The sequence below is a fragment of the Bradyrhizobium macuxiense genome (assembly GCF_007993935.1).
In the GTDB taxonomy this organism is placed as follows: Bacteria; Pseudomonadota; Alphaproteobacteria; order Rhizobiales; family Xanthobacteraceae; genus Bradyrhizobium; species Bradyrhizobium macuxiense_A.
Map to the genome: position 1 here is coordinate 432,268 of NZ_VITY01000005.1, position 26,476 is coordinate 458,743.

Sequence of the window (26,476 nt, forward strand, 5' to 3'; positions counted from 1 at the left end):
CTCCGATGTCCAACGCCACAAGCGACGCCAACAAGGCGCTCGTGCTCGCGCATTACGACGCCGTGACCAATCGTCTCGATCCCGACGCGATCCGCGCCCAGCTCGCATCCGACTACTTCGACCATGCCGCGGGCAAGCGGATGAGCGCCGAGGAGGTGATCGCGCATGCGTCCGCGATGCACGAGACCTTCGCCGACCTGTCGGCGGTGGCCGAATGCCTGGTGGCCGAGCGCGACATCGTCGCCGGCCGCTTCGTCTGGCGCGGCCGGCACCGCAGCCCGTGGCGCGGCATTGCGCCCACCGGCCGCCACGTCGAATTCCGCGGCATGACGTTCTGGCGGATTCACGACGGCAAGATTTCCGAGCGCTGGGCCGAGATCGATTTTGTGGGGCTGGAGAGACAGCTCAAGGATTGATCATCAGCGTCGTGCCGCTCGGTTGATGAATGCGCCGCGGGAATTCACGGTGCGAACATGGACTGAGGCGTGCAGCTGTGGAAGCGAATGTCGGTGCCGACACTTTGACGGCCTCGTTTGCTCCATGGCATGATCGGCCATTCGAAGCAGGAGGGATGTTTGCATGCTCAGGTGTCGTTTGGCGGTTGTGTTCGGCGCCTTGCTGCTTGCCACCCCCTCCTATGCCGCCCGCTGCGGCGGCAGTTTTCCGGCCTTCGTGCAGTCGTTCTCGCAGGAGGCGGCCAGCGCCGGCATCCAGCAGGACGTGATCTCGGCGGCGCTCGGCGGGGTGCAGCAGGATGGCGGGGTGCTCGCCTTCGACCGGCGGCAGCGCTACACCTTCAACAAGACGTTCGAGCAGTATGTCGCGACCCGCGTCGGCTCGGGGCGCATCAATGGCGGCCGCGCCATGTTGCAGCGTCACGCCGCGCTGCTGTCGAAGATCGAGCAGCAATACGGCGTGCCGCGCCAGATCCTGGTCGCGATCTGGGGGCTGGAGACCGATTTCGGCAAGGGCGACATGGGCAAGCTGCCGGTGTTCCGCGTGCTCACCACGCTGGCGCATGATTGCCGCCGCACCGACCTGTTCCAGGGCGAGCTGCTGGCCGCGCTCAAGATCCTGCAGCGCGGCGACCTCAGGCTCAACGACATGATCGGCGCCTATGCCGGCGAGATCGGCCAGACCCAGTTCCTGCCGTCGTCCTACATCAAGTACGGCGTCGATTTCGACGGCGACGGCCATGTCGATCTGCGCCACTCGGTCGCCGACGTGCTGGCCTCGACCGCGAACCTGCTGCACTCGAACGGCTTCAAGATGGGCGCGCCCTATGGCGAAGGCAGCGCCAATTTCGAGGCGATGCGCGAGTGGAACAGGGCGGTGATCTATCGCAAGACCATCGGGTATTTTGCCGATCAGCTCGTGGGGCGGTGAGGGCGGCGCAAATGTCGTAGGGCGGATTAGCGAAGCGTAATCCGCCGATCGCGCGCGCGATGTCGGCGGATTACGCCTTCGGCTAATCCGCCCTACGGTCACCGAGACTTCAGGTACCCCCATGGAAACCATCGGCAGCCAAAAAATCTGGTCGTTCTTCGACCGCCGGGGATGCCAGGTCGCCAAGAATTCGGCGGTGCGGGAGGGGCCGGGGCATCGCGTCGGCTCTTATCTGGAGCTCGCGACCAAGATCGCCGAGCTGCAATTCCTCAACCGCGACCATGTGCTGCTGTTTCGCGGCCAGGGCGCCGATTTCAGGAACATCAAGCGCAACTCGTCGCTGAAGCCGACGCTGTTTCGCGGCGGCCGCGGCAATCCGGATCAGGCGACGCTGGCGACGCGGTTCGAGGCCTTGCGGCGCGCCGAGCAGATCCTGATCGCGGAGTATGCCAAGGCGAAGTTGCTTGGGCTGGAGCGGCTGAAGCGGCACCGCATCCTGCGCTGGTCGATCCTGCAGCACTACGAGGTCTGCACCACGCCGCTGCTCGACGTCACCCATTCGATCCGCATTGCCGCCTCGTTTGCGTCGCTGGCCGAGACCGGCACCGCGTTCCTCTATGTGCTCGGCGTGCCGAATTTGAGCGGCGCGATCACCGCGAGCGCCGAGGCCGGCCTGCAGATCGTGCGGCTGTCCAGCGTCTGCCCGCCGTCGGCGGTGCGGCCGCACATCCAGGAGGGCTATCTGCTCGGCGAGTATCCCGAGATGTCCGGCACCGAGCAGAAGGAAAACTACTTTCCTTACGAGATGGATTTCGGCCGCCGGCTGGTCGCGAAATTCTCGTTCGCGCCATCCGCGTTCTGGAAGAACGACAATTTCCCGCAGGTGACGCGGAGCGCGCTCTATCCGTCGGAGAAGAGCGATCCGCTGTTTCGGCTGGCGCTCGGGGTGAAGAAGCAGCTGGGGTGAGCAGGCTCGGCGCTGTTCCGTAGGATGGGTGGAGCGAAGCGATACCCATCACCTCACCACGCGGACAGAATTGATGGGTTTCGCTGCGCTCTACCCATCCTACGAGGCCGGTCATTGCGGCCACCGGATGCGGATGTGAGACTCACAGGCAGCGCAACATATTCGGCGTCGTCCCGGGCTTGACCCGGGACCCATGACCACGACTGCCTGTTATGCCCGACGCTGCGGCCCGAGCGTGCTCACCAACTCGACCCGATGGTTATGGGTCCCTGCTTTCGCAGGGACGACGGATCGTGTGCGGCACCGCCGTCGTGCAATCAACTCGCCCGCGCCGCATCGCGCGCGATCCGTCTTGCCGCCGTTTTCTCCATCTGCCGCTGCATCACCTTCCAGTAGGTCCCGGGGCGGAAGCGTTGCAGCAGGTCCATGAAGATGGCGTCCTTGCCGATCAGGATGCGCGGCTGGTTTTTCTCGATGCCGGCGATGATGCGTTGCGCGGCGGCGGCCGGCGTGGTCCGCGCCAGCGTCTCGAAGCGCTCGATGGATTCCGAGCGCCGGGCATTGTCGGTGACGCCGCTGCCGGTGCGCGAGTTGCGCGCGATGTTGGTGGCGATGCCGCCGGGATGCACGACCGAGAGCTTCACCGGACTGTTCGCCATCGCAAGCTCGTGGCGCAGGCTCTCGGAGAAGCCGCGCACCGCGAACTTGGCCGCGCAATAGGCGCTCTGGCCGGGCGGGGCGACGATGCCGAAGATAGAGGAGATGTTGACGATATGCGCCTCGCGCCGTTGCGAAAGCAGCGGCAGGAAGGCGCGGGTGCCGTGCACCACGCCCCAGAAATTGATGTTGAACAGCCAGTCCATCTGCGCCTGGTCGATTTCACCGAACTCGCCGAGCAACGCGACGCCGGCATTGTTGACGACGATGTTGAGGCCGGGATGCGCGGCGCCGGCAGCGTCGGCGAACGCGGTGATCTGGCCGGGCTCGCTGACGTCGACACGGTGTATGGTGACCTTGCGCTGGCTCGCCTTGGTGATCTCGGTCGCCTTGGCGATTTCGGCGGCGGTGGCCTGCAGGCCGCCTTCGTCGCGGTCGGCGATGGCGAGATCGCAGCCGCGCAACGCCAGTTCAAGCGCGAGTGCGCGGCCGATGCCGCTGGCGGCTCCGGTCACGGCGGCGGCGGATCCAGAGATCGCGGTCATGTCGGGTCAGCTCCATCAGAACGAGGCGAGGCGGGTTGCCAGGCGGGAACATGGCGGTTTCCTCGCTTTTCTCAAATTGGAACTGAACCATCCAGCGATTTTAGGCATTTAACATTTGTTATGTGCTCGATCTGAAGCATTCAAACCAAGGGAGGCCCACCATGGGACAGTCAAAGCCCTATCGTGCGAAGGCCTTGGTCGTCGAGGACGATCCGATGCAGCGCGAGATGATCGGCCTCCTGTTAGAGGAGAGCGAGTTCGACGTGATTTCCTGCGAGAGCGCCGAGGCCGCCGAACTGGTGTTGCGGGGCAGCGGCGACAACGTCGTGCTGATGATGACCGATGTCGAGCTGGCCGGAAACATGACCGGCGTCGAGCTCGCCCATGTCGCCAAGAAATACAAGCCCGATCTCGACGTGATCGTCACCTCAGGCAAGCCGCTGCGGCAGCGCCTGCCTGAGGGCACCTTGTTCTGGTCCAAGCCCTGGGCGCCGCTGGACGTGATCCGCCTCGCCGAGACGAAGGCCTCGGAGCTGTCGGGCGGCCGGCCGAGGTCCGTATAACGCAGTTGTCAGCACGGGCGAAGGGCGGCCGGCCGGTGGTCGCTTCCGCCTGCCCGGGCGTCGTGATATTTCCGGACCATGTCGCTCCTCCTTGAAGATTGAAATGACCTGGTCCTTTTTGCTGACCACGCTGATCGTGGTCGCCTCGCCCGGTACCGGCGTGCTCTACACCCTGGCGGTGGCGCTGACCCGGGGCTCGCGGGCGAGCGTGGCGGCGGCGTTCGGCTGCACCCTCGGGATCGTGCCGCAGATGATCGCGGCGATGCTTGGGCTAGCCGCCATCCTGCACACCAGCGCGATGGCGTTCGCGGCGCTGAAATGGGGCGGCGTGGTCTACCTGCTCTATATGGCCTGGCAGGCGCTGCGCGAGCGCGGCGCGCTCGCCGTCGACACCGAGATCAAGCCGCGCTCGAGCGGGCGGGTGATCGTGACCGCGATCCTGATCAACATCCTCAATCCGAAGCTGTCGATCTTCTTCCTGGCCTTCCTGCCGCAGTTCATCGCCGTCGACGAGGTGCACCCGCTGACGCGGATGGTCGAGCTCAGCTTCGTCTTCATGGCGATGACCTTTGCGGTGTTCGCGGTCTATGGGCTGTTCGCGGCGTCGGTGCGCGACCGCGTCATCACCCGGCCGAAGGTGATGGCTTGGCTGCGGCGCAGCTTTGCCGCGGGCTTTGCCGTGCTCGGCGCCAAGCTCGCCTTTGCCGAGCGCTGAGCTCGCATTCGCTCGCGGCCGAGGCTGGCAATAAGCAATAAAGAGGCAGGGCAATAAAAAAGCAGGCCTTGCGCCTGCTGCCTTGCCCATCTGCTGGGGTCGATCGGTTAGGTGAATCTAGGGTTGATGATTTCCGGCTTGGCGTCGTTTCGAGCCGCGGTCCCGGGCCGGGTGCCCGGGCAGGGCAAGAGCCGCTACCCGGGCTGGAATTCGTTACTTCTTGGCGGCCTTCTTCTTGGTGGCCTTTTTCGCCTTCGCCTTCTTCGCCTTCTTCGCTTTCTTAGCCATAGTATCCTCTCAGGGTTTCATGGATTGAACGCGACTCCGAGGCATGCTTGGCGGAGGGCCAGCCTCGCAACATCCTCAGTAGCAAACTCAGCAGATTCGGAGGCGGCTGCCGCGTGCTGTCACGGCGCCGTCATCGTGTTATCCACAGCTGTTACGTGTTTTTGCCAGTTTTTCGCCAGCGTCGGCGTGTCGCGCGTCGCAGCGCCGTCGCGCCGGTCATGCTTAACGACGCGCAAACGGCCGATGCGCGGTTCTTCATCAATTCAAAACCACAGCACGGATTGCTGCGCGGCGGTGACAGTCCGTTAAGCCGCGCGGCCGCATCCTCGCCCGCAAGACAACGGGGATTGTCGTTGGTGGAAACGCCTTAAGGGGTGGCGGTCATTTCAGGGGAGGCGAGGCCGATACGGGTCTCGAACAGGGGCGATGTTGAGCGTTCCGACGCTTTGGACGGTATTCGTTATCAATTTTCTCGCGCTCGGCCTGATCTGGGCCTATGTCGCGCAAAGCTATCCAGCGTTCGGTGCGGCGCGGTTCTGGACCGCGTCCGCCTTCGTCGCGTCCGCCGGCGCCTCCTGCGCGATGCTCCGTGTGATGATGACGGACTCGCTGTTGCCGCTGCTGGCGGCGGGGACGCTGATGGTGTTCGCCGCCGGCCTTGCCGCGATGGGCATCGAGCGCTTCTACGGCAAGCCGGTCGGCTGGCGCAGCACCGCGCTGTCCACCGCGTTCGCGTTCGCCGGCCTCGGCGTCTTCATCTTCGCCTATGACAGCATGCCGCTGCGCATCCTGGTCTACACCGTCGCCCAGGTCATGCCGTTCGCATTGACGCTGAAGCTGTTGCTGTCGCCCGAGAACGGGCGCGTCAGCCCCGGCGCACGGCTCGCCGGCATCGTCGCCTCCGTGCTGATCGGCATCTATGCGCTACGCCTCGTCGGCGCCCTGCTGCAGCCCGGCGAGTACTCCTTCGTTCGCTTCAATGCGGGCCAGTCGCTGGTGATCCTGCTGATGGTCTTCCTGTCGATGGCGCTCAATTTCGGCTTCCTGCTGATGGCGATCGACCGGCTGCGCAACGAGGTCGCCGACCTCGCGCTGCTCGACGATCTCACCGGCGTCGGCAACCGCCGCCATCTCCTGCAGCGGCTGACCGAGGAATGCGCGCGCTCCGACCGCAACGGCGAGGCGTTCGCGCTGCTGGTGATCGACCTCGACGGCTTCAAGGGCATCAACGACACCCATGGCCACGCCGCCGGCGATGCCTGCCTGCAGCACTTCACGCTGATGGCGCAGACGAGACTCCGCCCGGGCGACATGCTGGCCCGCACCGGCGGCGACGAGTTCTGCATCGTGCTGCCGTCCTCGACGCTGCGCGAGGGCGCGATGATCGCCCGCCGCGTGCTGGAGGTCTGCCGCGCCGATGCCGAGCAGTGCACCGGCAACGACATTCCGATCGCGGTCTCGATCGGCATTGCGCAATGGACCCGCGAGATCGGGATGCACCCCGACCGCCTGATCGCCGCCGCCGACCACGCGCTCTACGACGCCAAGAAGGGCGGCAAGAACGGCTATGCGACCTACGAGCCCAGGCTGCCGCCCGAGATGGTCGATGCGCTGGAGGCGACCCTGCGCAAGCGCGCCTGAGCGTGCTAACGAGGGACGCCACTGGATCCCCTCGTCATGATGCCTCGCCTGCTCACCGCGCTCCTTGCGCTCGTGATCTCTTCCGCCGCACTGGCTGAAACCCCCGATCTCGCTGTTATCGCGCGATCGCAGGGGACGCCCGAGATTCCCGGACTGAAGATGGTGTGGCTGTCGCCCTGGGGCGACGTCGCCAAGGCGCATCCCTGGCGCAACATCATCGTGCACCAGACCGAAGGGCCGCAGGGCTCGGCACGCTACGGCGCGCAGGAGCAGCACAAGAACCCGACACGGCGCGGCGTCATGGTCTGGGTCGAAACCGACGGCACGGTCTATTGGGCGGTCGCCGATGACCTCGTTCCGACCCACACCGACGGCGCCGATCGCAACGACAACAAATACGTCGACAACGGCAAGACCTATCACCAGGTGAACAAGGACACCTCGATCGGCGTCGAGTTCGCCGGCAATTACCCCGACGTCACCAAGGGGCCGACCGACGCGCAGGTCGCCGCCTGGCGCGTGCTGGTGAAAGTGCTGCGCGCGCGTTACGGCATTCCGCTCGACCGCGTCTATGCCCACAACTGGATCGACTTCAAGGATGCCCGCTACTGCGAGGGCTGCGCGCTCGCGACCATGGCGCGAGAGTGGGGCGAGTAGGGCGACGACACTGAGCAGCCGCATCGACGGCCACGCGCGCGAAGGGATTCAGCTCTGCGGGCGCAAGGCCGCTTCGGCGCGCTGCATCATCCGCCGCCACCGCTCGCTGGTCGGCCCGCCCATCAGCAGGAAGTAGCGGACGATCGCGATCGGCAGCCAGGTCTCCATCGCTTGCGTCAGCGCCGCTACCGGCGTCCCGGACAGCCGGGCGTATTCGGATTGCGCGGCCGCATGGACCGCAAGCGGCCGCTGCGGATTGTCGGCGACGTCGAGGGCGAGCTCGGCCAGGTTGATGTGAAAGTGCGCATGATCGAAGGCCGCAGGCGCGCGGATCGAAAAGGTCCAGTCGATCAGCCGCGGACCGTCCGCCGTCATGATCACGTTGTTGGGGTGGATGTCGCCATGGCACAGCCCGTCCCCCGGCTGCTGCAGGCGGTCGATCAGCGCGAGGATGCCGGAGGCGGTGTGCCTGGGCACGATGTCGCCCGAGTGCGTGAAGGCAGTGTCCATCCAGCGGCGCAGACGGAAAGCCTCCGGCGGCGGCGATATCCTGTGAACCGACAGGGCAAGGGACGCGAGGATCGCGCCCGCCTGGGCGAACGTCACGCCGCCGCTCCGCGTCAGCTGCAGCAGCGTCGGTCCGTCGAGGCGGGCGAGTACGATGCCGAAGCGTCCGTCGATCGTCACCTCGCCGAACACCTCCGGCGCAGGCACGCCGGCGGCGAAGACCGCCCGGGTCATCCTCACCTCATGCTGGCCGAGCCGCGGCGGGAAACCTTCCTTGAACAGTTTGACGACCTGACCCGGCGCCCAGGCGTGGATGTCAGCCGTGCCGCCCTGGTTGATCTTCTCCCCGAGGGATCCCTGCATCGCATGTCCTCCCGCCGGTCGCAATCAAACACCGGCGGCGGGCAAAAGAGAACGCTCCCGCGATCTCGGCTGCCAGCCATGATCGTGGCTTGTCCCGGGCCGGAGCGTTTGCCAGAATCGCGCCGCGACGCACGGTTTGAGACAAGTCCGGTCGTGGCCCTTGGCCGATATGGCCAAGAGCGTCGAAGCATCATGAAGACCGGCCTTGTGGGATGGCTGGAGCGCCGCGATACCCATCAACTCGTGCTGCCGTGGTGGGATGATGGGTATCGCTGCGCTCCACCCATCCTACAGACTAACAGATTAGCGAGGCTGGCTGGCGGCCTTATGGACAATTATCATATGTCGCAGACTCCCGAACTGCTGAAGCGTCACGCTCTTCGGTTCGGGAACAGGCGACATTGCATGCATCCGCTGCGAACTTCAGTCATCATTATCGCGATATTCTGGATTGCTGTCAGCTCGGCGATTGGAGCTGCATCCGTCCAGTTCGAAGGCGCGCGATACTTGCGAAAAGAGCTGTCGGGAAGTCAGGCGATCGCGGGTGGTGTGCCTCTTTTTCCGCCGGCTCCGAGGCTTGTCGAGGGCTACGTTCAAAAGCCGGATGGCGCGGGACCATTTCCTGCCGTGATACTGCTGCACGGCTGTGCCGGACTGGGATCCCTGTTTGATCCTCGTCTCACGCACAACCTCTGGCCCGACCTGCTTACGTCGTGGGGCTACGCAGTTCTGGTCGTCGACAGTTTTACGACAAGAGGCCTGAAAAATACCTGTGATAGCGATACGAGGTCGTATCGGATGCAGGACGCTTTTGGTGCTTTGGCCTTTTTCGCCAAACAATCATACGTCGACAAAGAGCGCGTCGCGCTGTTGGGCTTTTCAGCCGGAGGCGTCGCGACGCTCGCAGCTCTCAAGAAGCGAGACACGCAAATCTTCGAAATCCCATCTGGGCTCGACTTCGCGGCGGGGATTGCATTTTACCCCTGCTACGGATCAAGCCTCGACACGGTAAAACCGGTCTTGATACTGAACGGCGAGGACGACGACTGGTCGAAGCAATCGGTTTGCCATTCGATGATGAACCTGCGACCCGCACGCGCTGCCGCAGTCAAGCTGATCAGCTTTCCAAACGCGGTCCACGGCTTTGATCGGCCTTCCCTGTATCCCGGTCGAATGGCGTTCGGACATTGGATTGAATACAATGCCAACGCAGCCGAACGTGCAGCACAGGCGGTTCGCGATTTCTTGGTCGATAGCCTGGGCCGCGACCGCTAGGCGCGCCAGCTTTTGGCCCTTCGTCGGCGGCGGAGCGATCGGTATACGTCCCAGCTAGATCGAGGTGCGCGCCGAAGCATCATGCCAAAATCCACCCATCCTACAGGCTGCATCAATCGGCGCGTCGCTCAGCGATGAACGCAAATGATGGTGTTCCCCTTGCGTCGCTCGGTCGGATTCAAGGCGGCGACGGCATCGTCGAGGGATGAGACCTTGCCGATGTGCGTCCGAAGTCGTCCGTCCCGCACCCGCTGGACGATCTCAATCAGTTGGACACGATCGGCTTCGACGACGAAGTCGACCGCAACTCCGCCAGAGGGCCGTGCCTCGGCCGGCCCGACGATGGTCACCAGCGTTCCTCCGGCCCGAATGAGTCCTGCGGACCGCTTCTGAATGTCACCGCCGATGACATCAAACACGAGATCGACTTCGCCGACGTCTTCCAGGGTGTCGTTGTCCAGGTCGACGAACTCTTTCGCGCCCAGGTCGAGCGCGGCCTGACGGTCGGCGGAGCGTCCGGTACCGATGACGTAGGCGCCGGCCTCGCGTGCGAGTTGCGTCACCATCGATCCAACCGCACCGGCCGCGCCATGTGCGAGGACGCGCTGCCCCGCCTGAAGGCGGCCGTGCTGGAACAGCCCTTGCCATGCGGTCAGACCCGAGATCGGCAGGCTCGCGCCCACCGTGAAGTCGACGTCGCCCGGCAGCGGCGCGAGGTTTCGTGCCTCGATCGCCACATACTCGGCTAGCGTGCCGTCGCGATACCAGTCCGCGAGGCCGAACACCCGCTGGCCCACCGACAGTCCCGTCGTGCCATATCCAAGCGCGGTGACCACTCCGGCCAGCTCGTGCCCGGGGATCGACGGTGTCCGGTCGCGATCGACGCGATCGGTCCAGGTCGACGGCCAAGCCAGCTCAGTCGGGGCAAATCCCGACGCATGAACCTGAATGACGACGTCGTTGATGGCTGCCTTCGGCTCGGGCCGGTCCACCAGCTTCATCCCGGCCGTTCCCGCGGCCTGGTCCGTTACGACGATCGCCTTCATCGGAACTATCTCCTCGATCATTTGTCTCGTTGGTGGAGATGTTGCAGCGAGCACGAAAGCGCCGCCTATCAACAAAACGCCAAGCAGTGCGGAACTCCAGACTCCGCGCTTGCGATCTGCGCTGTCCGCACTAACCGGAGCACTAACCCCGATGGATCCCTCCGGTTGCTCGCGCCAGCATAGATGCGTTGCGCCTGATCATAAGAACAGGACCAAGATTGCCGAATTTGGCTGTACCAGGCCCAACGGCTGCCAGCTCCACCCATACTGACAAAAAAAAGCCGGCGTTGCCGCCGGCTTTCGTGTCTGTTGGCTCGTTTGCCGCGGTTAGTGCGCGGCCTCGAGAGCGGCTTCCTGCCGGGCGATCGTGCCCTTGACGGCCGACTGCACCTTTTCGAAGGCGCGGACCTCGATCTGCCGCACGCGCTCGCGCGACACGCCGAACTCGGCGGCGAGGTCTTCCAGCGTCATCGGCTCATCCGCCAGACGACGCGCCTCGAAGATGCGGCGTTCGCGCGGGTTGAGCACGCCGATCGCACCGTTCAGGGCCTGGCGGCGATGATCGAACTCCTCGCTCTCGGCCATCAAGGCTTCGGCGTTGGGCGAGTTGTCGACCAGCCAGTCCTGCCATTCGCCGGCTTCGCCGTCGTCGCGGATCGGGGCGTTGAGCGACGCGTCACCGCCGAGACGGCGATTCATGTCGACCACGTCCTGATCGGTCACGCCGAGGCGCTTGGCAATCAGCTTCACCTGGTCGGGGTGGAGATCACCCTCTTCCAGCGCGGAGATCTTGCTCTTCGCCTTGCGCAGGTTGAAGAACAGCTTCTTCTGGTTCGCGGTGGTGCCCATCTTCACGAGCGACCAGGAACGCAGGATGTACTCTTGTATTGACGCCTTGATCCACCACATGGCGTAAGTGGCGAGACGGAAGCCCTTCTCGGGCTCGAATCGCTTCACCGCCTGCATCAGGCCGACATTGCCTTCCGAGACGACCTCGGAGATCGGCAAGCCGTAGCCGCGATAGCCCATGGCGATCTTGGCCACGAGCCTGAGATGGCTGGTGACGAGCTTATGCGCCGCGTCGCGATCGTCATGCTCGCGCCAACGCTTGGCGAGCATGTACTCCTGCTGGGGCTCCAGCATGGGGAACTTGCGGATCTCGGCGAGGTAACGGGAAAGACCGGATTCTCCATTGAGGACCGGTAACGTAGCTGTACGGGCCATTCGAGCGCCCTCCAGTGGTTCAGACCCCCGATAGCGGCGGGCCCGGCAGGTGGCCGCTGGGTTAAAGCCGGCCATGCTGCGATGTTCCGCGCTGGATATTCAGCGCAGGTGCAACATACACTAAACGGTCCGTGATAGGGAAGGATTGCTGACGTCACGTCCCCGTGTGGCAGGTATAACCTGTTGTCATAACGGAGCTTTTCCGGGAGGGGTGCGTCATACCGCCGCTGCCAGCGCCCGCTCCAGGAGAAGCAAATCCTCCGGCAGGGGCGACTCCCAGCGTAAAAGTTCCCCGGTGCGGGGGTGCTCCAAAGCCAGCAGATAGGCGTGCAGGGCCTGCCGGTCGAGCGCGGTAAGTGCGTGCTTACCTTCCGCGCCGAGCTGTCCGGCCTTGGTCTTGAAGTGGGCGCCGTAAACGCTGTCACCCATCAGGGGATGGCCGAGATGGGCAAGGTGGACCCGGATCTGATGGGTGCGGCCGGTCTCGAGCTGGCAGGCCAGCAGCGAGGCGACAGGCTTGCCGTCGCGGCCGGCAAAGCTCGAGAGCACCTCGAAATGGGTGATCGCCTCGCGGCCGCCCTGGCGCACGGCCATCTTCTCGCGGGCATGCGGGTGGCGGTCGATCGGCGCGTCGATCGTGCCGTGCGGCCGGTTCGGCACGCCCCAGGCGAACGCCATGTAGCCCCGCTCCATCGGGCCGGTACGGCCATGGTCGGCGAACTGCGCGGTCAGCGACTGGTGGGCGTGGTCGTTCTTGGCAACCACCATCAGCCCGGTGGTGTCCTTGTCGAGCCGGTGCACGATGCCCGGCCGCTTGACCCCGCCGATGCCGGACAGGCTGGTGCCGCAATGGGCGATCAGCGCGTTGACCAGCGTTCCCGTGGCATGGCCGGCCGCGGGATGCACGACCAGGCCCCTCGGCTTGTCGATGACGATGATGTCGTCGTCCTCGAACACGATATCGAGGGCGATGTCTTCGCCTTGGGGCTCGGCGGGCGCGGCCTCCGGCACGTCGATTATGATCGTATCGCCGCTAGCGACATGATAAGCGGGGTCGCGGACGACGGCGTCCTTGACGGTCACGGAACCGGCGAGGATCAGCGCCTTCAGCCGGGACCGTGACAGCTCCGGAGTGCGCTGTGCGAGCACGCGGTCAAGCCGGGCCGAGCCCTCGTCGCCAGCGACGATGACCTCCAGCTTCCGACCGCCATTCGAAGAGACTTGTTGCAAAGACATAGAGCCTTGTGATGACCGACACCGCTGTGACCGAACCGACCCCCGACCAGGCCGCGCTGATCGCGCGGGTGCGGCGCATGATGCTGATCGCGGGCCTGACCTCGGCACTGGCCGTGGCCGTCGTGTTGATCGCCATCGGCTACCGCCTTTATCGCAGCGAGGGAAGCCCCGTTTCGGTATCCGACGTCACTGCTGCGCTGCCGAAAGGCGCCCGCATCGTCGCAACCGGCGTCGCCGGCGAGCGGTTGCTCGTCACGCTCGATATAGGCGGTGCAACAGAGATCCGCACATTTGATGCAAAGACGCTGAAACCTGCCGGCAGGCTGAGCTTCGTCAACGAGCCCTGACCTTCGCAATCGCGAAGCCGCGCACGCGATCAACCAAAAGCTGCAGCGTATTTTTTGCGCATGCGTTCGCGCATCGAGAAGGTGTGCCGCCATCTTTTCGGCCGAGTTGCACGTTCAGCTTGCGCCATGTCGCAACCCAACCCCAACGCTTCCATCGAACAATGCGGTGAATCCGATGCAGTGGGGTCGGGCATCGATCCGACGCGCCGCGCGGTGTTGACCGCGCTCGCGGGCTGCGCCTGTCTCGCCGCGATCGAGCCCGCGGCCGCCGACGATGAAGATCAGCCCGGCGCCAGTGAGCGGCCGCAAAAAGCCGATCAGCTTGTGCGCGCCGAAGGCGACAAGGCCGGCCAGGTCATCAAGTCGGATGATCTGACCTTGGGCGGACCGCCCATTCGCGCCTGGCCGCAGGACCCGAAGACCTCGGTCGTCCGCAAAGGTTCGCGGCTCAACGAGGTCGTGCTGGTCAAGCTTGATCCGAACGAGCTCGACGATGCGACGCGCGCCCGCGCGCCTGACGGCATCGTCTGCTACTCCGTCATCTGCTCGCACGCCGGATGTCCGATCACCGCCTGGGTGAAGGAAGAGCAGGGCGACAAAAAAGTTTTGAAATGTCTCTGTCACAACTCCGAATACGATCCGCGGCAGAATGCGCAGGTCGTGTTCGGGCCGGCGCCACGTCGCCTCGCGGCACTGCCGCTGACGGTGGCCGACGGCGCGATCACGGTCGCAGCGCCATTCGTTGGGAAGGTGGGTGCTCAGCAGGGAGGATGAGGCCACACCGGGAGTTCTGCATGATCTAAATAAAACTGAAAAAATAGAACAGAGCAGGGAGGTAGCATCTCATGACAAGCAAGCAGTGGTTACTGTCGAGTTGTGTCGCATTCACGTGCCTCATTTCGACCTATGCCGTCGCGGGGCCGATCGAAAACTACAGTCCGGTGACGTCTCAGCGTCTCGAAAATCCCGAACCCGGCAACTGGATGCTCTATCGCCGGACCTATGACGGACAGGGTTTCAGTCCGCTCAACCAGATCAACACATCCAACGTCAAAGACCTCAAGCCCGCCTGGACCTTCTCGACCGGCGTGATCGAGGGCCATGAGGCGCCGCCGATCGTCAACAACGGCGTGATGTTCGTCGCGACCCCGATGGGGCAGGTGATCGCGCTCAACGCCAAGACCGGCGAGGAGTACTGGCGCTACAAGCGGCAGCTTCCCGACGATCTGTTCCAGCTGCATCCGACCAGCCGCGGCGTCGGCCTGTGGGAGGACAAGCTCTATCTCGCGACGACCGACGACCACGTCGTCGCGCTGGACGCCAAGACCGGCAAGGTGGTCTGGGACACCAAGGTCCAGGACTACAAGAAGGGCCAGTACATGACCCTGATGCCGCTCACCGTCGACGGCAAGGTGATCGTCGGCGGCTCCGGCGGTGAGTTCGGCGTGCGCGGCTATGTCGCCGCGTATGACGCGAGCAGCGGCAAGGAGCTGTGGCGCACCTTCACCATCCCCGGCGAAGGCGAGCCCGGCCACGAGACCTGGAGCGGCGACGACTGGAAGTCGGGCGGCGGATCGGCCTGGATGACCGGCACCTACGACAAGGACACCAAGACGGTCTATTGGGGCGTCGGCAACGCCGCGCCATGGCCCGGCTCGATGCATGCCGGCGACAACCTCTACACCAGCTCGGTGCTCGCGCTCGATCCCGACACCGGCAAGATCAAGACCCACTTCCAGTATCACCAGAACGATTCCTGGGACTGGGACGAGGTCGATGCGCCGATGCTGATCGACATGCAGCGCGATGGACGGTCGTTCAAGAGCCTGGTCCATCCGGGACGCGATGCGATCTTCTGGGTGCTGGAGCGCAAGCCGGACAAGATCAACTATGTCGCCGGCTGGCCGTTCGTGAAGACCAATGTCTGGAAGGGCATCGAGGCCGAGACCGGCCGGCCGATCGTCGATCCCGAGCACAAGCCGGTGCTCGGCAAGCGGGTCGAGTTCTGCCCGTCACTGTGGGGCGGCAAGGACTGGCCGTCGGCGGCCTATAGCCCGAACACCAAGCTCGTCTATGTGCCCGCCAATGAAAACTTCTGCGGCGGTTTCACCGGCGAGAAGCAGCCGCTGGTTCCCGGCCAGCTCTGGCTCGGCACCAAGCCGGAGGACATCGGACTGATCCCCGCGCCGAATGCCGATCATTTCGGCGAGTTGCAGGCGTGGGATCCGGTCACCGGCAAGAAGGTCTGGCAGCACGACTACAAGACGTCGCAGCTGTTCGGCGCGGTGACCGCGACCGCGGGCGATCTGGTTCTCGCCGGCGGCACCAACGACCGCGCCTTCCGCATCTTCAACGCCAAGACCGGCGAGCTGTTGTGGGAGCAGAAGACCAACTCCGGCATCATGGCGATGCCGATGTCCTATGAGGTCGATGGAACGCAGTACATCGCGGTCCAGTCGGGCTGGGGCGTCGACGCCCAGCGCATCCAGGATGCACTGGCCGGCAAGGTCAAGGGCTTCGAGAACAACGTCCCGCAGGGCGGCGTGATCTGGGTGTTTGCGCTCGACAAGAAGTAAGAGACGCGACCTGAGCATGGTCCGATTGAATCGGGCCATGCTCGTGTTTTCTCGAAGACGCTCTGGCGACAGGGGGCGATGCGATCGGGAAGCGGCGGTTGGGGAGACCGGCCGCTTCCCGGTCCGCTCTTGCGTCATTGCGAGCGAAGCGAAGCAATCCATCGGTCCGCATATGCGGAGCGATGGATTGCTTCGTCGCTGTCGCTCCTCGCAATGACGAACTACCCGCCGCAACGATCCGAAATCATCGTGCCTTCTAAGCAAGACGCCCGCGAACAAAGCGTCGCGGGCGTCCGATCTTTTGGTCTAGCGATAGACCAGCCTCAGGTCTCCAGCTGCTTACCGATCGGCAATGCGCGGATGCGCTTTCCGGTGGCGGCGAAGATCGCGTTGATCAAGGCCGGGGCAAACGGCGGCACGCCGGGTTCGCCGACGCCGCTTGGCGGGGTGTCGGCGCCGGGCGGCACGATGTAGACGTTGGTGATAACAGGCGACTCGTCCATCCGGATCACCGGAAAGTCGTCGAAATTGCTCTGCTGCACCTTGCCGTCCTTGAAGCTGATCTCGCCGTATTTGGCGAGACTGAGCCCCATGATCGCAGCGCCTTCGATCTGCGAGTTGATCCGCTCCGGATTGACGTAAGTGCCGCAATCGATCGCGGTGTCGACCCGTGGCACCGTGAACTTGCCCTTGTCGTCGACCGCCACCTCGACGATGGTCGCGATGTAGCTGACGAACGACCGATGCACCGCGATGCCGAGACCGTGGCCTTTCGGCACGGTACGGCCCCACTCGCCCTTCTCGGCAACCAACTCGACGACCTTGCGTAAGCGCGCGGTGTCGATCGGGTAGCTTTCATAGGGCTCGCCGTAGTTCCAGGGATCTTTCACCGAGGACAGGTTGACGATCCGGGGCGATCCGATCAGCTCCATCAGCATGTCCTTCTGGTCGCGGCCCGTCGCATGCGCGATCTCCGCGGCCATCGATTGCACCGCGAAGGCGCGCGGGATGTTGGACACCGAGCGGAACCAGCCGATCCGCGTGAACGCGGCCGCTTCCGGATTCTCGCACTGCAGGTTGGCGATCTCGAACGGGTTGTCGATCAGGCCCATGCCGAGCTCGAACGGTGCTTCGTGATTGGCACCGGCGGCGAAGGTCGAGGCGATGGTCGGCGCCACGCTGCGGTGCCGCCACGCGATCACCTTGCCGCTCTTGTCGAGGCCGGCCTCGATCCGCTCCACCGAGACGGTGTGCAGGAAGTCGTGATGGACGTCGTCCTCACGGGTCCATTGCACCTTGACCGGCGCGCCGAGTTCCTTCGACAGCAATGCCGCCTCCAGCGCGAAGTCGCATTTCGACTTGCGGCCGAAGCCGCCGCCGAGCAGCGTCACGTTGATGGTGACATTGTCCTCGGGGATCCCGAGCGTCTTGGCGACATCCTCGCGGGTGCCGCCGGGGCTCTGCACGGGGGCCCAGATCTCGGCCTTGTCGCCCGTCACATTGGCAACCGCGACCGGCGGCTCCATGCTGACATGGGCGAGATGCGGCAGGTAATATTCGCCGGTGATCACCTTGTCGGCGGTCTTCAACGCCGCATCGACATCGCCTTCCTTGCGCACCACGAGGCCGGGTTTGCGCGCGGCCTCTTCCAGGGACGCACGGTAGGTGACGGAGTCGTATTTGGCGTTGGCGCCGTCATCCCAGACGATCTTGAGCTGGTCGCGGCCCTTGATCGCAGCGCCCGTGTTGCGCGCGATCACGGCGACGCCGCCGAGCGGCTGGAACTTGGACGGCCAGGGCCAGCCCTTGACCTCCATCACCTTCTCGACGCCCGGCACCTTCATCGCAGCAGCGTCGTCGAACGACTTCACCTTGCCACCGGTGACCGGCGGACGCGCAATCACCGCGTATTTCAGGCCGGGCAGCCGGATATCGGCGCCGTAATGCGCCTTGCCGGTCGTGATGTCGTGCAGATCGACGATCGAGACCTGGCCCTTGCCGAGATAGCGGAAGTCCTTCGGATCCTTCAGCTTGAGGCCCTTGATGTCGGGCACGCTCTCCTTGGCGGCATCGGCGGCGAGATCGCCGAAGCCTATCTTGCGTCCGCTCGCGCTATGGACCACTTCGTGGTTCTGCGCCTTCACTTCAGTGACCGGCACGCCCCACTTCTTGGCGGCGGCGGCTTCCAGCATCGCGCGCGCCGAGGCGCCGATCTGGCGCATCGGGATCAGGTAGTGCCGCGTTGAGCGCGAGCCGTCGGTGTCCTGGTTGCCGAACTTGACCTCGTCGCCATGCGCCTGCTGGACATGGACGCGCGACCAGTCGGCCTCCATTTCCTCGGCGACGATCAGCGGCAGGCTGGTACGCACGCCGGTGCCCATCTCGGAACGATGTGCCAGGATGGTGACGACGCCGTCGGGCGCGATCGCGACGAACACGCGCGGATCGACCACGACGCCGTGCGGCATTTTGCCGGCACCGGTCTCATAGGCGAACGCCTGGCGCGTCATCACCGGCGCGGCGAGCACGAAGCTGCCTGCGATGCCGAGCCCCTTGAGGATGCTGCGGCGCGACAGGTTCTCGACCTTCACATGCTTCTCGAAGCCGCGAAGTTTGCTGGGATTGGTGCGGATATTCATGTCACACCCCCGTCGATGCGAGATGCACGGCATTCTCGATCCGCTGATAGCAGCCGCAGCGGCAGATATTGCCCGACATGGCTTCGCGGATCTGGTCGTGATTGGGCTTCGGGTTCTGGTCCAAAAGCGCCGCGGCCTGCATGATCTGGCCGGCCTGGCAATAGCCGCACTGCGGAACATTGACCTGGCGCCACGCCTTCTGCACCGGATGGTCGCCGGTCGGGTGCAGCCCCTCGATGGTGGTGACTTCGCGGCCGGCCACGTCGGAGACCGAGGTGATGCAGGCGCGCACCGCCTCCTTGTCGATGATCACGGTGCAGGCGCCGCACAGCGCCTGGCCGCAGCCGAACTTGGTGCCGGTGAGGCCGGCTTCGTCACGCAGATACCAGAGCAGCGAAAGATCCGGGTCGCCGTCCCAATTCTGTTCCTGGCCGTTGATTTTTAGTTTGATCATGGTCTGTCCTCGCTCTGCCTAAGCTATTGACCGGTTGCGGCGCGAGGTGCGGAACGTCTTCCATCGCCTGCGGCCGCGCTGATGTTTGTTTTTGCCAAGATGTTTGTGAAGATGTTGGTGAGCCAAATTGTCGTGCGCCAAGGTTCTGCGCTTTGTTCCAAGCACTCCTCTCGCTTCTCGAGCGCCTTGCCCGGCGCAGCATGGTGAAGGGCTGCGATGTTAGCAGAGCAAGGCGTCGCGTGACTTCACAGGCAGGTGTTCTAGAGGCAGCTGTTTTGCATTTGCGGTTTGTCAAAAGCAGGGCCGTGTGCGACGCAGACATGACATCCGGAGGTGGCCGTCATGCAATCGACGCGGCCGCATCGCTGTATCCGTGCGGATGCGACGCGCTGAGGCACCCGGGCTTGGCCCGTTTGGGACCCCGTCCACGCCGAAACCGCCGGCCCGGTCTGTAAAGCATGGATGACAAAATCCCCGCCGCAATGCACAAGCCATCTTGCGGCGGGGGGATTTCAAGGCTATTGCCTGTCCCTCAACGCTCCCTTCGTCTAGCGGTTAGGACGCGGCCCTCTCAAGGCTGAAACAGGGGTTCGATTCCCCTAGGGAGCGCCAAAGCCGCGCCATTCCATAGCCTTGAGCCTTGTCCGAAGCGGCTTCGTCGCGGGAGCGTGATTTCGCGCGGGCTGTTTTGCACTCCGTGGAATCCCGGTCCCAATCAGGCGGGCAGACGCCCCTGCTTTCCGCTATGATTGCAGCCATGACGATCGGGATTACCGGACCCGAACGGAAGGCACCACGACAAAGTGGCGTGGTCAGGCTGATCCTTGCGACCATTGCCATTGTGATCTGCTTGATCCTGCTCGCGCTCGCGAGCGATTTCCTGGTCGACTGGCTGTGGTTTTCGTCGGTCGGCTATTTGCAAATCTTCTGGACAACCATCGGCGCCAAGGTTGCCACCTTTGCTGCGGCCTGGACGGGAACGGCCCTCATCCTCGGGGTGAACGGGTGTCTCGCGCTGCGTTTGGCCGGCAAGCGGTCGACACAGGTTGCCGCGGCGCCCGTCTGGCAGGTCGCGGGCAGCGCGCCGCCGGATCCGTTTGCGCAGTTGTTGGATCGACTGCCGTGGTCCGCGATCGTCGCAGGCGGGGCGGCCTTGCTCGCGCTGCTCGTCGCGGCGGCCGAAGTCGGCTATTGGGGCATCTTCCTGAGGTATCTCTATCAGGCGCCCTATGGCGCAGACGATCCGCTCTTCAACAAGGACCTCGGCTTCTACCTGTTCTCGCTGCCCGCCTATGTCCTGATCAAGAACTGGATCCTGCTCACCCTGGTCCTGGGCGCGGTGTTCGCCGCAGCGATCTATTGGGCTCGCGGCGATATCGAATACGACGTTCGTCACCGGTCGATGTCGCCCATGGCGATCGCCCACGGTTCGGCATTGCTCGGCCTTCTCTTCGCGGTGAAGGCCTGGTCCTACGCTCTCGACCGCTATCTGCTGCTCTACGGCGACAACGGCGTTGTGGTCGGCGCAAGCTACACCGATGTGCATGTGGGGTTGCCGGCTTTGTGGCTCATGATCGCCCTCTCGATCACCGCGGCGCTCGTCGTGTGGGCAAACCTGCGGGCGCGCGGCTACCGGCTTCCGGCGGCGGCAGTCGCGCTCGTTGCCATCGGCACCCTGGCATTGTCCGGCGTCGTCCCCGCGCTGTTCCGGCAATTCTTCGTCAAGCCAAGCGAGCTGGAGCTGGAGAAGCCCTACATCGAACGCAATATCGCGCTCACCCGGCAGGCGTACGATCTCGACAAGATCGTAGCCAAGCCCTTTGCCGCCGAACAGAAGCTTACCCTCAAGACGCTCGACGCCAACAAGGCGACAATCGATAATATCAGGCTGTGGGACTGGCTGCCCTTGTCGGATACCTACGCGCAGTTGCAGGAGATCCGCACCTACTACAGATTCCACGATCTCGACGTTGACCGCTACTGGCTCGACGATTCCTACCAGAGTGTAATGCTCTCGGCGCGCGAGCTGCGCGCCTCGCTCCTGCCGCCAAATGCGCAGACATGGGTCAACCGCCACGTGCTGTTCACCCACGGCAATGGCGCGGTGATGAGCCCGGTCACCCGCAAGAGCACCGAGGGTCTGCCGCTGTTCTATTTGCGGGACATTCCGCCGGTTGCGGACGGAGGCCCCAGGATCGTCGAGCCGCGCATCTATTTCGGCGAGGAGAGCGACGACTACGTCATCGTCAAGGGAGGTGCGCCGGAGTTTGATTATCCGAAAGGCAAAGACAACGTCTATGCGGAGTATGAGGGTGCTGGCGGCATTCCGATCGGCTCAGTGGCGTGGCGAATGCTGTTCGCGTACTACTTCAACGATCCGAACCTTTTGCTCTCGAACTACATCACGCCGGAGAGCCGGATCATGATCTGGCGCAATATTCGGGAGCGGGTACCCGCGATCGCGCCGTTCCTCATGCTCGATCATGATCCCTATCTGGTTATCAGCGGCGGGCGGATGTTCTGGATACAGGACGCATATACGACGAGTTCCTATTTTCCGTCGGCGCCGCCCGTGCAGGATTTCGATCTCAACTACATCAGGAATTCGGTGAAGGTCATCATCGATGCCTATCACGGGACCGTCGATTTCTATTTGATGGATCCCAAGGACCCGATTGCGGCGACCTACGCGCGCATCTTTCCGCACTTGTTCAAGCCGTTCGCGGCGATGCCCGCGGACTTGCAGAAGCACATTCGATATCCGGAGGACCTGTTCCTGATTCAGGCGCGGCTGTTCCAGACCTACCACATGGAGGCCGCCGAAGTGTTCTACAATCGCGAGGATCTCTGGCAATTCCCGCGCCAGCCGGGCAGCGGCGGCGGCACCTCGGTGATGAGCCCATATTACATCATCATGCGGCTGCCCGGCGAGGCGCGGGCCGAGTTCTTCCTCATGGTTCCCATGGTGCCGAGCCGCCGCGACAACATGATCGCGTGGCTGGCGGCGCGTTGCGATGCGCCCGACTACGGCAAGCTGATCGTGTACGAATTCCCGAAGGACAAGCTCGTCTACGGGCCGTTCCAGATCGAGGCGCGGATCAATCAGAACACGGAGATATCGCAACAGCTGACTCTGTGGAATCAGATGGGCTCGCGGGTGATACGTGGGGCGAACCTGCTGGCTATACCGATCGAGAACTCGATCCTTTACGTATCGCCGCTCTATTTGCGCGCGGAGTACGGGCATTTGCCGGAGCTGAAACGGGTGATCGCGGCCTATGGCGAACATGTGGTGATGAAGGAGACGCTCGGCGAGGCCTTGTCGGCTCTGTTCGTCGAGCCCGGCGCGGCGCGGCCGGTCCCGGGTGCGAATGAGGACATGCCTCTCACAGGCCCGTCGACGAGCCAGGCGAGGGAGGCGCTCGATCGCTACAATCGGGCCGTTGAACGATTGCGGTCCGGCGACTGGAAGGGCTTTGGCACGCAGTTCGATGCAATGCGCGAGCTTTTGGAGGACATGAACCGACGTTCCTCCGGCCATTAGTGCTCCCGGCTCCTCAAGCCTGGTGCTGCCTCCGATTCGGAAAGGACGATCGCGGCGCCATCATCCTGGCGAGCCGCTGGTTCCGGGCCGAACTCCCGATTCAAGCAGGCGCCGCCAGCGGGTGGGAGCAGCCCCGCTCCAGCGCTCGAAGGCCCGGCTGAAGTGGGCGGGGTCGTCATAACCGAGCATTGACGCAATTTCGCCGATCGAGCGGTCCTTCTGGCCCAGCAACCTCATTGCGCGTCGCTGCAGCGCGTTTCGCAGCAGGTCACGGTAGCTCAGTCCGGCTTCGCCGAGCCTGCGCTGCAATGTTCGCGGTGTGAGGCCCGAGCGGCTTCCGATGCTCGACAGGGTCGGACGGCGGCCGAGCAGCTCCAATTCGATCAGCACGGAGAGACGGCCCGGCAGGTCTTCCGGATCCGGCAGGTCGAAGATGCGTCCGAGCTCACTGGCGCGCAGCCCATCGCCCTCGCCGAGATTTGGATTGACGGCCGCCAGCAGCCGCCGATCGAACACGATCGCGCTGGCGGCGTTGCCACTAACCGTGTCGGTACACGTCAACGCGCCGATCGGACATCGCAGCCGGTTCGGCAGGTCGGCGAAGATGATCCGGCTCGGCAGCCAGCAGGCGCCGGCAAAATGCCTGACGACAGCGATCATGTACCAGATGGCGAGCATCTCGTTCTGCAGGCGCCCGTCGCGCGCAGGCTCGCTCAATTCATACGACCAATGAATTTCGCTGCCATGGCGGCGGACGACCAGCCGGGTGGCGTTCTGCAGCATGTGCGGCAGGCTCGTTCCGGCGCGGTGGATCGCCTCGAGCAAGGTCGGGGCCTGGGCCACCCACCGGCCGAAAATTCCGAGCCCCGCCATCGACGTCTGGCGGCCGAGCCGGACTGCAAAGACTTCGTCGTGCAATTCCCGCGAAGTCACCATCAACAGCCGGAAATGATCGCGCAGCGGCAGCAGCGCATCAGGCGCGTCGAGCAAACCGAGCGGAAGATCGGCGCGGCGAAACACTCGCGCGATCGATCCACCGGCCGCGGTCACGACCTCCGCGATCGGACCAAGCGTGCTCGCACGTGTGTAACCAGTCTGGTGCATCTGCCCTCACGCGCCAAATTGGCCGCCACATCGGCACATCATGGCAGGCTGAATTCGCGGCGAAAGCATAGCATTCGAAATCCCAGCGATGAACACGGCCGAACGCCGGCGACGAGCGGGACCAGGGAGGAATGCATGTGCTTCGATTGTCTTGGTTTTGGCGTGTCGTCGCCGGCCGGCCGCATCGGGAAAATTTCCCGACGTGATGCGATGTTGCGCGCATCGGCGCTCGGTCTGGTGCTGCCTTTTGCCGGACCTGCGTTGCGCCCGGCGCAAGCGGCCGAGCAGGGCGGTCCGGCTGCAGCGGACCTGGTGAGCGGGATCAAGGATATCATCGCCAGGGCGAGTTCGCCGGAGGTTCTGGCCTCTAGGGTTTTCGAGATCAACGGCGCCGATCTGCCGTGGACCGATCTCGGTCTCGACGCGGCGCAGGGCCAACAGATGACGTTCCTCCTGGGCGGTCGCATGTGGCTGTCGCGCGAACACGATCTCTGGTTCGGTCCGGGCCTCGTCTTCCACGCGCGCACGCGCGGGCAGCTGCCGATCTACAATCCGATGCTCGATACAGGGACCATGACGGCCTCCCACGATGGACGGATCGAGGTCGCGCGCTCGGCCGCGGAATGGGCCAATGAAGACGGCGTGCTGGCAACGCCGCAAGATATCTACAGGAAGGCGGATGTCAGGATCACCGGGATCGCTCTGCTGTGGCGCGGCGATGCCGCTGCGGGCGTCAGGAGCCTGCTGGCGCATGGCGACGTCGGCGGTGTGCTCAAGTCCGAACTCGCGCGTCTTCAGCGTGGCGGCAAGCTGCCGGCAGGCTGGTCGAACCTGCTCGGGTTCGGAGGTGGACAGGAGGTCTTCAGCCAGGGCGCCGACGGCGAGATCATCTGCGACACCGCGGGCCATGTCAGCATCATAGAGCGGCCGCTGTCGCTTGCGTTGGCCTCCGGTCCGCGGCTCGCATGGCGCTGGAAAATCGACCAACTGCCAAGCGTCGTCGCGGAGGACCAGGCTGCGACCCACGACTATCTTTCGATCGGCGTGAAGTTCGAGGATGGCCAGGACCTGACTTACATCTGGAGCGAGCATTTGCCGGAAGGCAAGGTCTTCCGCTGCCCGTTGCCCGCCTGGAAAGCGATCGAGACCCACATGATCGTCCGTTCCGGGAAGGCGGACCTCGGAACCTGGCAAGCGCAGGAGCGCGACATCGCGGCAGACTACGCCGCCCATATCGGTGGCTCGGCGCAGGCGATCTCGAAGATCTGGCTGCTGGCCGTGGCGCCGTTTCAGCGCCGCCACGGCGCCTGTCGCTATGCCGATATCAAGGTCACCACCGGCGACAACGCCGTGCACAGGGTTTAGCGTGAGGAGGGAGCCTCACGCCGCGGCCAGCACCGGTTGCGCCGGCCGCCGCGTGATCAAGAGCGACAGCACGGCCGCGATGATGCCGGTCAGGCCCGCGATCATGAAGGCCTGCAGATAATCGCCCTGGCTTGAGCGCATGAAGCCGGCGAAGAACGCGGCGCAGGCGGCACCGAGCTGATGGCCGGCGACCACCCAGCCGAACACCAAGGGCGCGTTCTTGTCGCCGAAGGCTTCATTGGCGATGCGCACGGTCGGCGGCACGGTCGCGATCCAGTCGAGACCATAGAACACCGCGAACACCGACAGGCTGACCAGCGAGAAATCCGAATAGGGCAGGTAGATCAGCGACAGGCCGCGCAGCCCGTAATAGAAGAACAAGAGCTTGCGCGGATCGAACCGATCGGTGAGCCAGCCCGACAGCGTGGTGCCGAACAGGTCGAAGAACCCCATCAGCGCGAGCAGGCCCGCCGCCTGCACCTCGACGATCCCGTGATCGCCGCAGAACGCGATCAGATGGGTGCCGACCAGGCCGTTGGTGGTGAAGCCGCAGATGAAGAAGGTGGCGAACAGGAACCAGAACGCCCGTGTCTGCGCGGCGCGCACGAGGTTGCTGATCGCGGCGACGAACGGATTGCCTTGCGCCGGCGGCGCGACATGATCGTCATGTCGGCTTCCGAACGAGCGCAGGCCGATGGATGCGGGCCGCTCCGGCACCAGAAAATACACCAGCGGGATCAGCGCGGCGCAGCAGGCGGCGACCGTCAGCACCACCGGCTTCCAGCCGCCCCACGCCACCAGCGCCGCAAGACCCGGCATGAAGATCAGCGTGCCGGTCGCGGTCGACGCGGTCAGAAGCCCCATGACGAGGCCGCGATTGGTGGTGAACCAGCGATTGACGATGGTGGCGCCGAGCACGTTGGCGACCGCGCCCGAGCCGATGCCGGACAATAGCCCCCAGGTCAGGAACAGCTGCCATGGCGCGGTCATGAAATAGCTCGCGCCTGTCGATGCCGACATCAGCAGCAGCGCGCCCAGCACCGTGCGGCGGATGCCGAAGCGCTGCATCACCGCCGCGGCGAACGGCCCCGCGAGGCCGTAGAGGAAGATGCCGACCGCGGCGGACGAGGAGATTACGCCGACATCCCAGCCGAACGCGCCTTGCAGCGGCAGCATCAGGACGCCCGGCGTCGCGCGCAAGCCTGCGGAGGCGAGCAGCGCCAGGAAGATCACGGCGACGACGACGAATGCGTAATTCTGGCCGAACGGGCGCCGGCGGACCGGAGCTTCTTGAAGGGCAGCGCTGGACATGTTACTTACCGGTACGTGTTGCGATGCCGGTGTGTATACGTACCGGTCAGTAACATTGTCAAGAGG

At 64.4% G+C, this 26,476-nt stretch carries 22 protein-coding genes and 1 tRNA gene; 14 read left to right on the forward strand and 9 right to left on the reverse strand.

All coding sequences use genetic code 11. The features are described 5' to 3' along the window. Positions 1-5: 5 nt before the first annotated feature. The 3 genes from FBZ93_RS16485 to FBZ93_RS16495 all read left to right on the forward strand — a co-directional run bounded on the left by FBZ93_RS16485 (position 6) and on the right by FBZ93_RS16495 (position 2,353). Positions 6-416 carry an ester cyclase gene (locus FBZ93_RS16485; protein WP_146986947.1) on the forward strand — a complete coding sequence of 137 codons (411 nt, stop codon included), beginning with the start codon at positions 6-8 and terminating at the stop codon, positions 414-416. A gap of 163 nt (positions 417-579) precedes the next feature. Further along, positions 580-1,386: a lytic murein transglycosylase gene (locus tag FBZ93_RS16490; protein ID WP_146986948.1), complete on the forward strand. Its 807-nt coding sequence runs from the start codon at positions 580-582 to the stop codon at positions 1,384-1,386. A 121-nt stretch (positions 1,387-1,507) separates the two neighbouring features. After that, positions 1,508-2,353: an FRG domain-containing protein gene (locus tag FBZ93_RS16495; protein WP_146986949.1), complete on the forward strand. Its 846-nt coding sequence runs from the start codon at positions 1,508-1,510 to the stop codon at positions 2,351-2,353. 317 nt (positions 2,354-2,670) lie between these two features. On the opposite strand, the gene FBZ93_RS16500 is transcribed toward FBZ93_RS16495, so the two are convergent. Further along, positions 2,671-3,555, reverse strand: coding sequence for an SDR family NAD(P)-dependent oxidoreductase (locus tag FBZ93_RS16500; RefSeq protein WP_146986950.1), 885 nt, complete (start codon positions 3,553-3,555; stop codon positions 2,671-2,673). Positions 3,556-3,716: 161 nt separating this feature from the next. Here FBZ93_RS16500 and FBZ93_RS16505 point away from each other — a divergent pair, with 161 nt between their 5' ends. The 4 genes from FBZ93_RS16505 (at position 3,717) to FBZ93_RS16520 (ending at position 7,419) form a co-directional block, all read left to right on the forward strand. Further along, the gene (locus FBZ93_RS16505; RefSeq protein ID WP_146986951.1) at positions 3,717-4,118 is read left to right on the forward strand and encodes a response regulator; all 402 of its coding nucleotides are present in this window, start codon (positions 3,717-3,719) and stop codon (positions 4,116-4,118) included. A gap of 103 nt (positions 4,119-4,221) precedes the next feature. Further along, positions 4,222-4,833, forward strand: a complete 612-nt coding sequence (locus FBZ93_RS16510) for a LysE family translocator (protein ID WP_146986952.1) — start codon at positions 4,222-4,224, stop codon at positions 4,831-4,833. A 714-nt stretch (positions 4,834-5,547) separates the two neighbouring features. Continuing rightward, on the forward strand, positions 5,548-6,762 hold the full coding sequence (locus FBZ93_RS16515; RefSeq protein WP_146986953.1) for a GGDEF domain-containing protein: 1,215 nt from the start codon (positions 5,548-5,550) through the stop codon (positions 6,760-6,762). A 36-nt stretch (positions 6,763-6,798) separates the two neighbouring features. Then, positions 6,799-7,419 carry a peptidoglycan recognition protein family protein gene (locus tag FBZ93_RS16520; protein ID WP_146986954.1) on the forward strand — a complete coding sequence of 207 codons (621 nt, stop codon included), beginning with the start codon at positions 6,799-6,801 and terminating at the stop codon, positions 7,417-7,419. Between the two features lie 48 nt (positions 7,420-7,467). Here FBZ93_RS16520 and FBZ93_RS16525 read toward each other — a convergent pair whose 3' ends face one another. Further along, positions 7,468-8,289, reverse strand: coding sequence for a phosphotransferase (locus FBZ93_RS16525; RefSeq protein ID WP_146986955.1), 822 nt, complete (start codon positions 8,287-8,289; stop codon positions 7,468-7,470). A 192-nt stretch (positions 8,290-8,481) separates the two neighbouring features. Between FBZ93_RS16525 and FBZ93_RS16530 the strand changes: the two genes are divergently transcribed. After that, entirely contained in the window at positions 8,482-9,564 is a 1,083-nt protein-coding gene (locus FBZ93_RS16530; protein ID WP_167529063.1) for a dienelactone hydrolase family protein, read from the forward strand. Positions 9,565-9,692: 128 nt separating this feature from the next. Here the strand turns inward: FBZ93_RS16530 and FBZ93_RS16535 are convergent, their stop codons facing one another. The 3 genes from FBZ93_RS16535 to FBZ93_RS16545 form a co-directional block, all read right to left on the reverse strand. Beyond that, the gene (locus tag FBZ93_RS16535) at positions 9,693-10,610 is read right to left on the reverse strand and encodes an NADP-dependent oxidoreductase (RefSeq protein ID WP_146986957.1); all 918 of its coding nucleotides are present in this window, start codon (positions 10,608-10,610) and stop codon (positions 9,693-9,695) included. A gap of 327 nt (positions 10,611-10,937) precedes the next feature. Then, complete coding sequence (gene rpoH, locus FBZ93_RS16540) at positions 10,938-11,834, reverse strand: RNA polymerase sigma factor RpoH (RefSeq protein ID WP_021077401.1); 897 nt, start codon at positions 11,832-11,834, stop codon at positions 10,938-10,940. Between the two features lie 216 nt (positions 11,835-12,050). After that, positions 12,051-13,070, reverse strand: coding sequence for an RluA family pseudouridine synthase (locus FBZ93_RS16545; protein ID WP_146986958.1), 1,020 nt, complete (start codon positions 13,068-13,070; stop codon positions 12,051-12,053). An 11-nt stretch (positions 13,071-13,081) separates the two neighbouring features. Between FBZ93_RS16545 and FBZ93_RS16550 the strand changes: the two genes are divergently transcribed. The 3 genes from FBZ93_RS16550 to FBZ93_RS16560 all read left to right on the forward strand — a co-directional run bounded on the left by FBZ93_RS16550 (position 13,082) and on the right by FBZ93_RS16560 (position 15,993). After that, positions 13,082-13,417 carry a hypothetical protein gene (locus tag FBZ93_RS16550; protein WP_146987061.1) on the forward strand — a complete coding sequence of 112 codons (336 nt, stop codon included), beginning with the start codon at positions 13,082-13,084 and terminating at the stop codon, positions 13,415-13,417. 126 nt (positions 13,418-13,543) lie between these two features. Next, entirely contained in the window at positions 13,544-14,191 is a 648-nt protein-coding gene (locus tag FBZ93_RS16555; protein ID WP_146986959.1) for a ubiquinol-cytochrome c reductase iron-sulfur subunit, read from the forward strand. A gap of 71 nt (positions 14,192-14,262) precedes the next feature. After that, a complete protein-coding gene (locus tag FBZ93_RS16560; protein ID WP_076866523.1) occupies positions 14,263-15,993 on the forward strand; it encodes a methanol/ethanol family PQQ-dependent dehydrogenase in 1,731 nt (576 codons plus the stop codon). 323 nt (positions 15,994-16,316) lie between these two features. On the opposite strand, the gene FBZ93_RS16565 is transcribed toward FBZ93_RS16560, so the two are convergent. Further along, entirely contained in the window at positions 16,317-18,632 is a 2,316-nt protein-coding gene (locus FBZ93_RS16565) for a xanthine dehydrogenase family protein molybdopterin-binding subunit (RefSeq protein WP_146986960.1), read from the reverse strand. A 1-nt stretch (position 18,633) separates the two neighbouring features. After that, positions 18,634-19,086 carry a (2Fe-2S)-binding protein gene (locus tag FBZ93_RS16570; protein ID WP_092124185.1) on the reverse strand — a complete coding sequence of 151 codons (453 nt, stop codon included), beginning with the start codon at positions 19,084-19,086 and terminating at the stop codon, positions 18,634-18,636. A 537-nt stretch (positions 19,087-19,623) separates the two neighbouring features. On the opposite strand from FBZ93_RS16570, the gene FBZ93_RS16575 reads away from it, so the two are divergent. Both FBZ93_RS16575 and FBZ93_RS16580 read left to right on the forward strand, forming a co-directional pair. After that, a tRNA-Glu gene (locus FBZ93_RS16575) sits at positions 19,624-19,698 on the forward strand. Between the two features lie 145 nt (positions 19,699-19,843). Continuing rightward, positions 19,844-22,630 (forward strand): UPF0182 family membrane protein, encoded by a 2,787-nt coding sequence (locus FBZ93_RS16580; RefSeq protein WP_146986961.1) that lies wholly within the window; start codon positions 19,844-19,846, stop codon positions 22,628-22,630. Between the two features lie 60 nt (positions 22,631-22,690). Here FBZ93_RS16580 and FBZ93_RS16585 read toward each other — a convergent pair whose 3' ends face one another. Further along, positions 22,691-23,734: a helix-turn-helix domain-containing protein gene (locus tag FBZ93_RS16585; RefSeq protein WP_146986962.1), complete on the reverse strand. Its 1,044-nt coding sequence runs from the start codon at positions 23,732-23,734 to the stop codon at positions 22,691-22,693. A 573-nt stretch (positions 23,735-24,307) separates the two neighbouring features. Between FBZ93_RS16585 and FBZ93_RS41950 the strand changes: the two genes are divergently transcribed. Continuing rightward, on the forward strand, positions 24,308-25,099 hold the full coding sequence (locus FBZ93_RS41950; protein WP_433995417.1) for a DUF3047 domain-containing protein: 792 nt from the start codon (positions 24,308-24,310) through the stop codon (positions 25,097-25,099). Positions 25,100-25,114: 15 nt separating this feature from the next. Here the strand turns inward: FBZ93_RS41950 and FBZ93_RS16595 are convergent, their stop codons facing one another. Further along, positions 25,115-26,410 carry an MFS transporter gene (locus FBZ93_RS16595; protein WP_146986964.1) on the reverse strand — a complete coding sequence of 432 codons (1,296 nt, stop codon included), beginning with the start codon at positions 26,408-26,410 and terminating at the stop codon, positions 25,115-25,117. Positions 26,411-26,476: the final 66 nt, after the last annotated feature.

Bases quoted from the DNA above. Each gene is read 5' to 3' on its own strand.
- FBZ93_RS16485 (WP_146986947.1), top strand. From the start codon at position 6: ATGTCCAACGCCACAAGCGACGCCAACAAGGCGCTCGTGCTCGCGCAT.
- FBZ93_RS16560 (WP_076866523.1), top strand. From the start codon at position 14,263: ATGACAAGCAAGCAGTGGTTACTGTCGAGTTGTGTCGCATTCACGTGC.
- FBZ93_RS16530 (WP_167529063.1), top strand. From the start codon at position 8,482: ATGAAGACCGGCCTTGTGGGATGGCTGGAGCGCCGCGATACCCATCAA.
- FBZ93_RS16580 (WP_146986961.1), top strand. From the start codon at position 19,844: ATGACGATCGGGATTACCGGACCCGAACGGAAGGCACCACGACAAAGT.
- FBZ93_RS16550 (WP_146987061.1), top strand. From the start codon at position 13,082: ATGACCGACACCGCTGTGACCGAACCGACCCCCGACCAGGCCGCGCTG.
- rpoH (WP_021077401.1), bottom strand. From the start codon at position 11,834: ATGGCCCGTACAGCTACGTTACCGGTCCTCAATGGAGAATCCGGTCTT.
- FBZ93_RS16555 (WP_146986959.1), top strand. From the start codon at position 13,544: ATGTCGCAACCCAACCCCAACGCTTCCATCGAACAATGCGGTGAATCC.
- FBZ93_RS16500 (WP_146986950.1), bottom strand. From the start codon at position 3,555: ATGACCGCGATCTCTGGATCCGCCGCCGCCGTGACCGGAGCCGCCAGC.
- FBZ93_RS16525 (WP_146986955.1), bottom strand. From the start codon at position 8,289: ATGCAGGGATCCCTCGGGGAGAAGATCAACCAGGGCGGCACGGCTGAC.
- FBZ93_RS41950 (WP_433995417.1), top strand. From the start codon at position 24,308: ATGACGGCCTCCCACGATGGACGGATCGAGGTCGCGCGCTCGGCCGCG.
- FBZ93_RS16570 (WP_092124185.1), bottom strand. From the start codon at position 19,086: ATGATCAAACTAAAAATCAACGGCCAGGAACAGAATTGGGACGGCGAC.
- FBZ93_RS16535 (WP_146986957.1), bottom strand. From the start codon at position 10,610: ATGAAGGCGATCGTCGTAACGGACCAGGCCGCGGGAACGGCCGGGATG.
- FBZ93_RS16520 (WP_146986954.1), top strand. From the start codon at position 6,799: ATGATGCCTCGCCTGCTCACCGCGCTCCTTGCGCTCGTGATCTCTTCC.
- FBZ93_RS16490 (WP_146986948.1), top strand. From the start codon at position 580: ATGCTCAGGTGTCGTTTGGCGGTTGTGTTCGGCGCCTTGCTGCTTGCC.
- FBZ93_RS16515 (WP_146986953.1), top strand. From the start codon at position 5,548: ATGTTGAGCGTTCCGACGCTTTGGACGGTATTCGTTATCAATTTTCTC.
- FBZ93_RS16585 (WP_146986962.1), bottom strand. From the start codon at position 23,734: ATGCACCAGACTGGTTACACACGTGCGAGCACGCTTGGTCCGATCGCG.
- FBZ93_RS16595 (WP_146986964.1), bottom strand. From the start codon at position 26,410: ATGTCCAGCGCTGCCCTTCAAGAAGCTCCGGTCCGCCGGCGCCCGTTC.
- FBZ93_RS16510 (WP_146986952.1), top strand. From the start codon at position 4,222: ATGACCTGGTCCTTTTTGCTGACCACGCTGATCGTGGTCGCCTCGCCC.
- FBZ93_RS16545 (WP_146986958.1), bottom strand. From the start codon at position 13,070: ATGTCTTTGCAACAAGTCTCTTCGAATGGCGGTCGGAAGCTGGAGGTC.
- FBZ93_RS16505 (WP_146986951.1), top strand. From the start codon at position 3,717: ATGGGACAGTCAAAGCCCTATCGTGCGAAGGCCTTGGTCGTCGAGGAC.
- FBZ93_RS16565 (WP_146986960.1), bottom strand. From the start codon at position 18,632: ATGAATATCCGCACCAATCCCAGCAAACTTCGCGGCTTCGAGAAGCAT.
- FBZ93_RS16495 (WP_146986949.1), top strand. From the start codon at position 1,508: ATGGAAACCATCGGCAGCCAAAAAATCTGGTCGTTCTTCGACCGCCGG.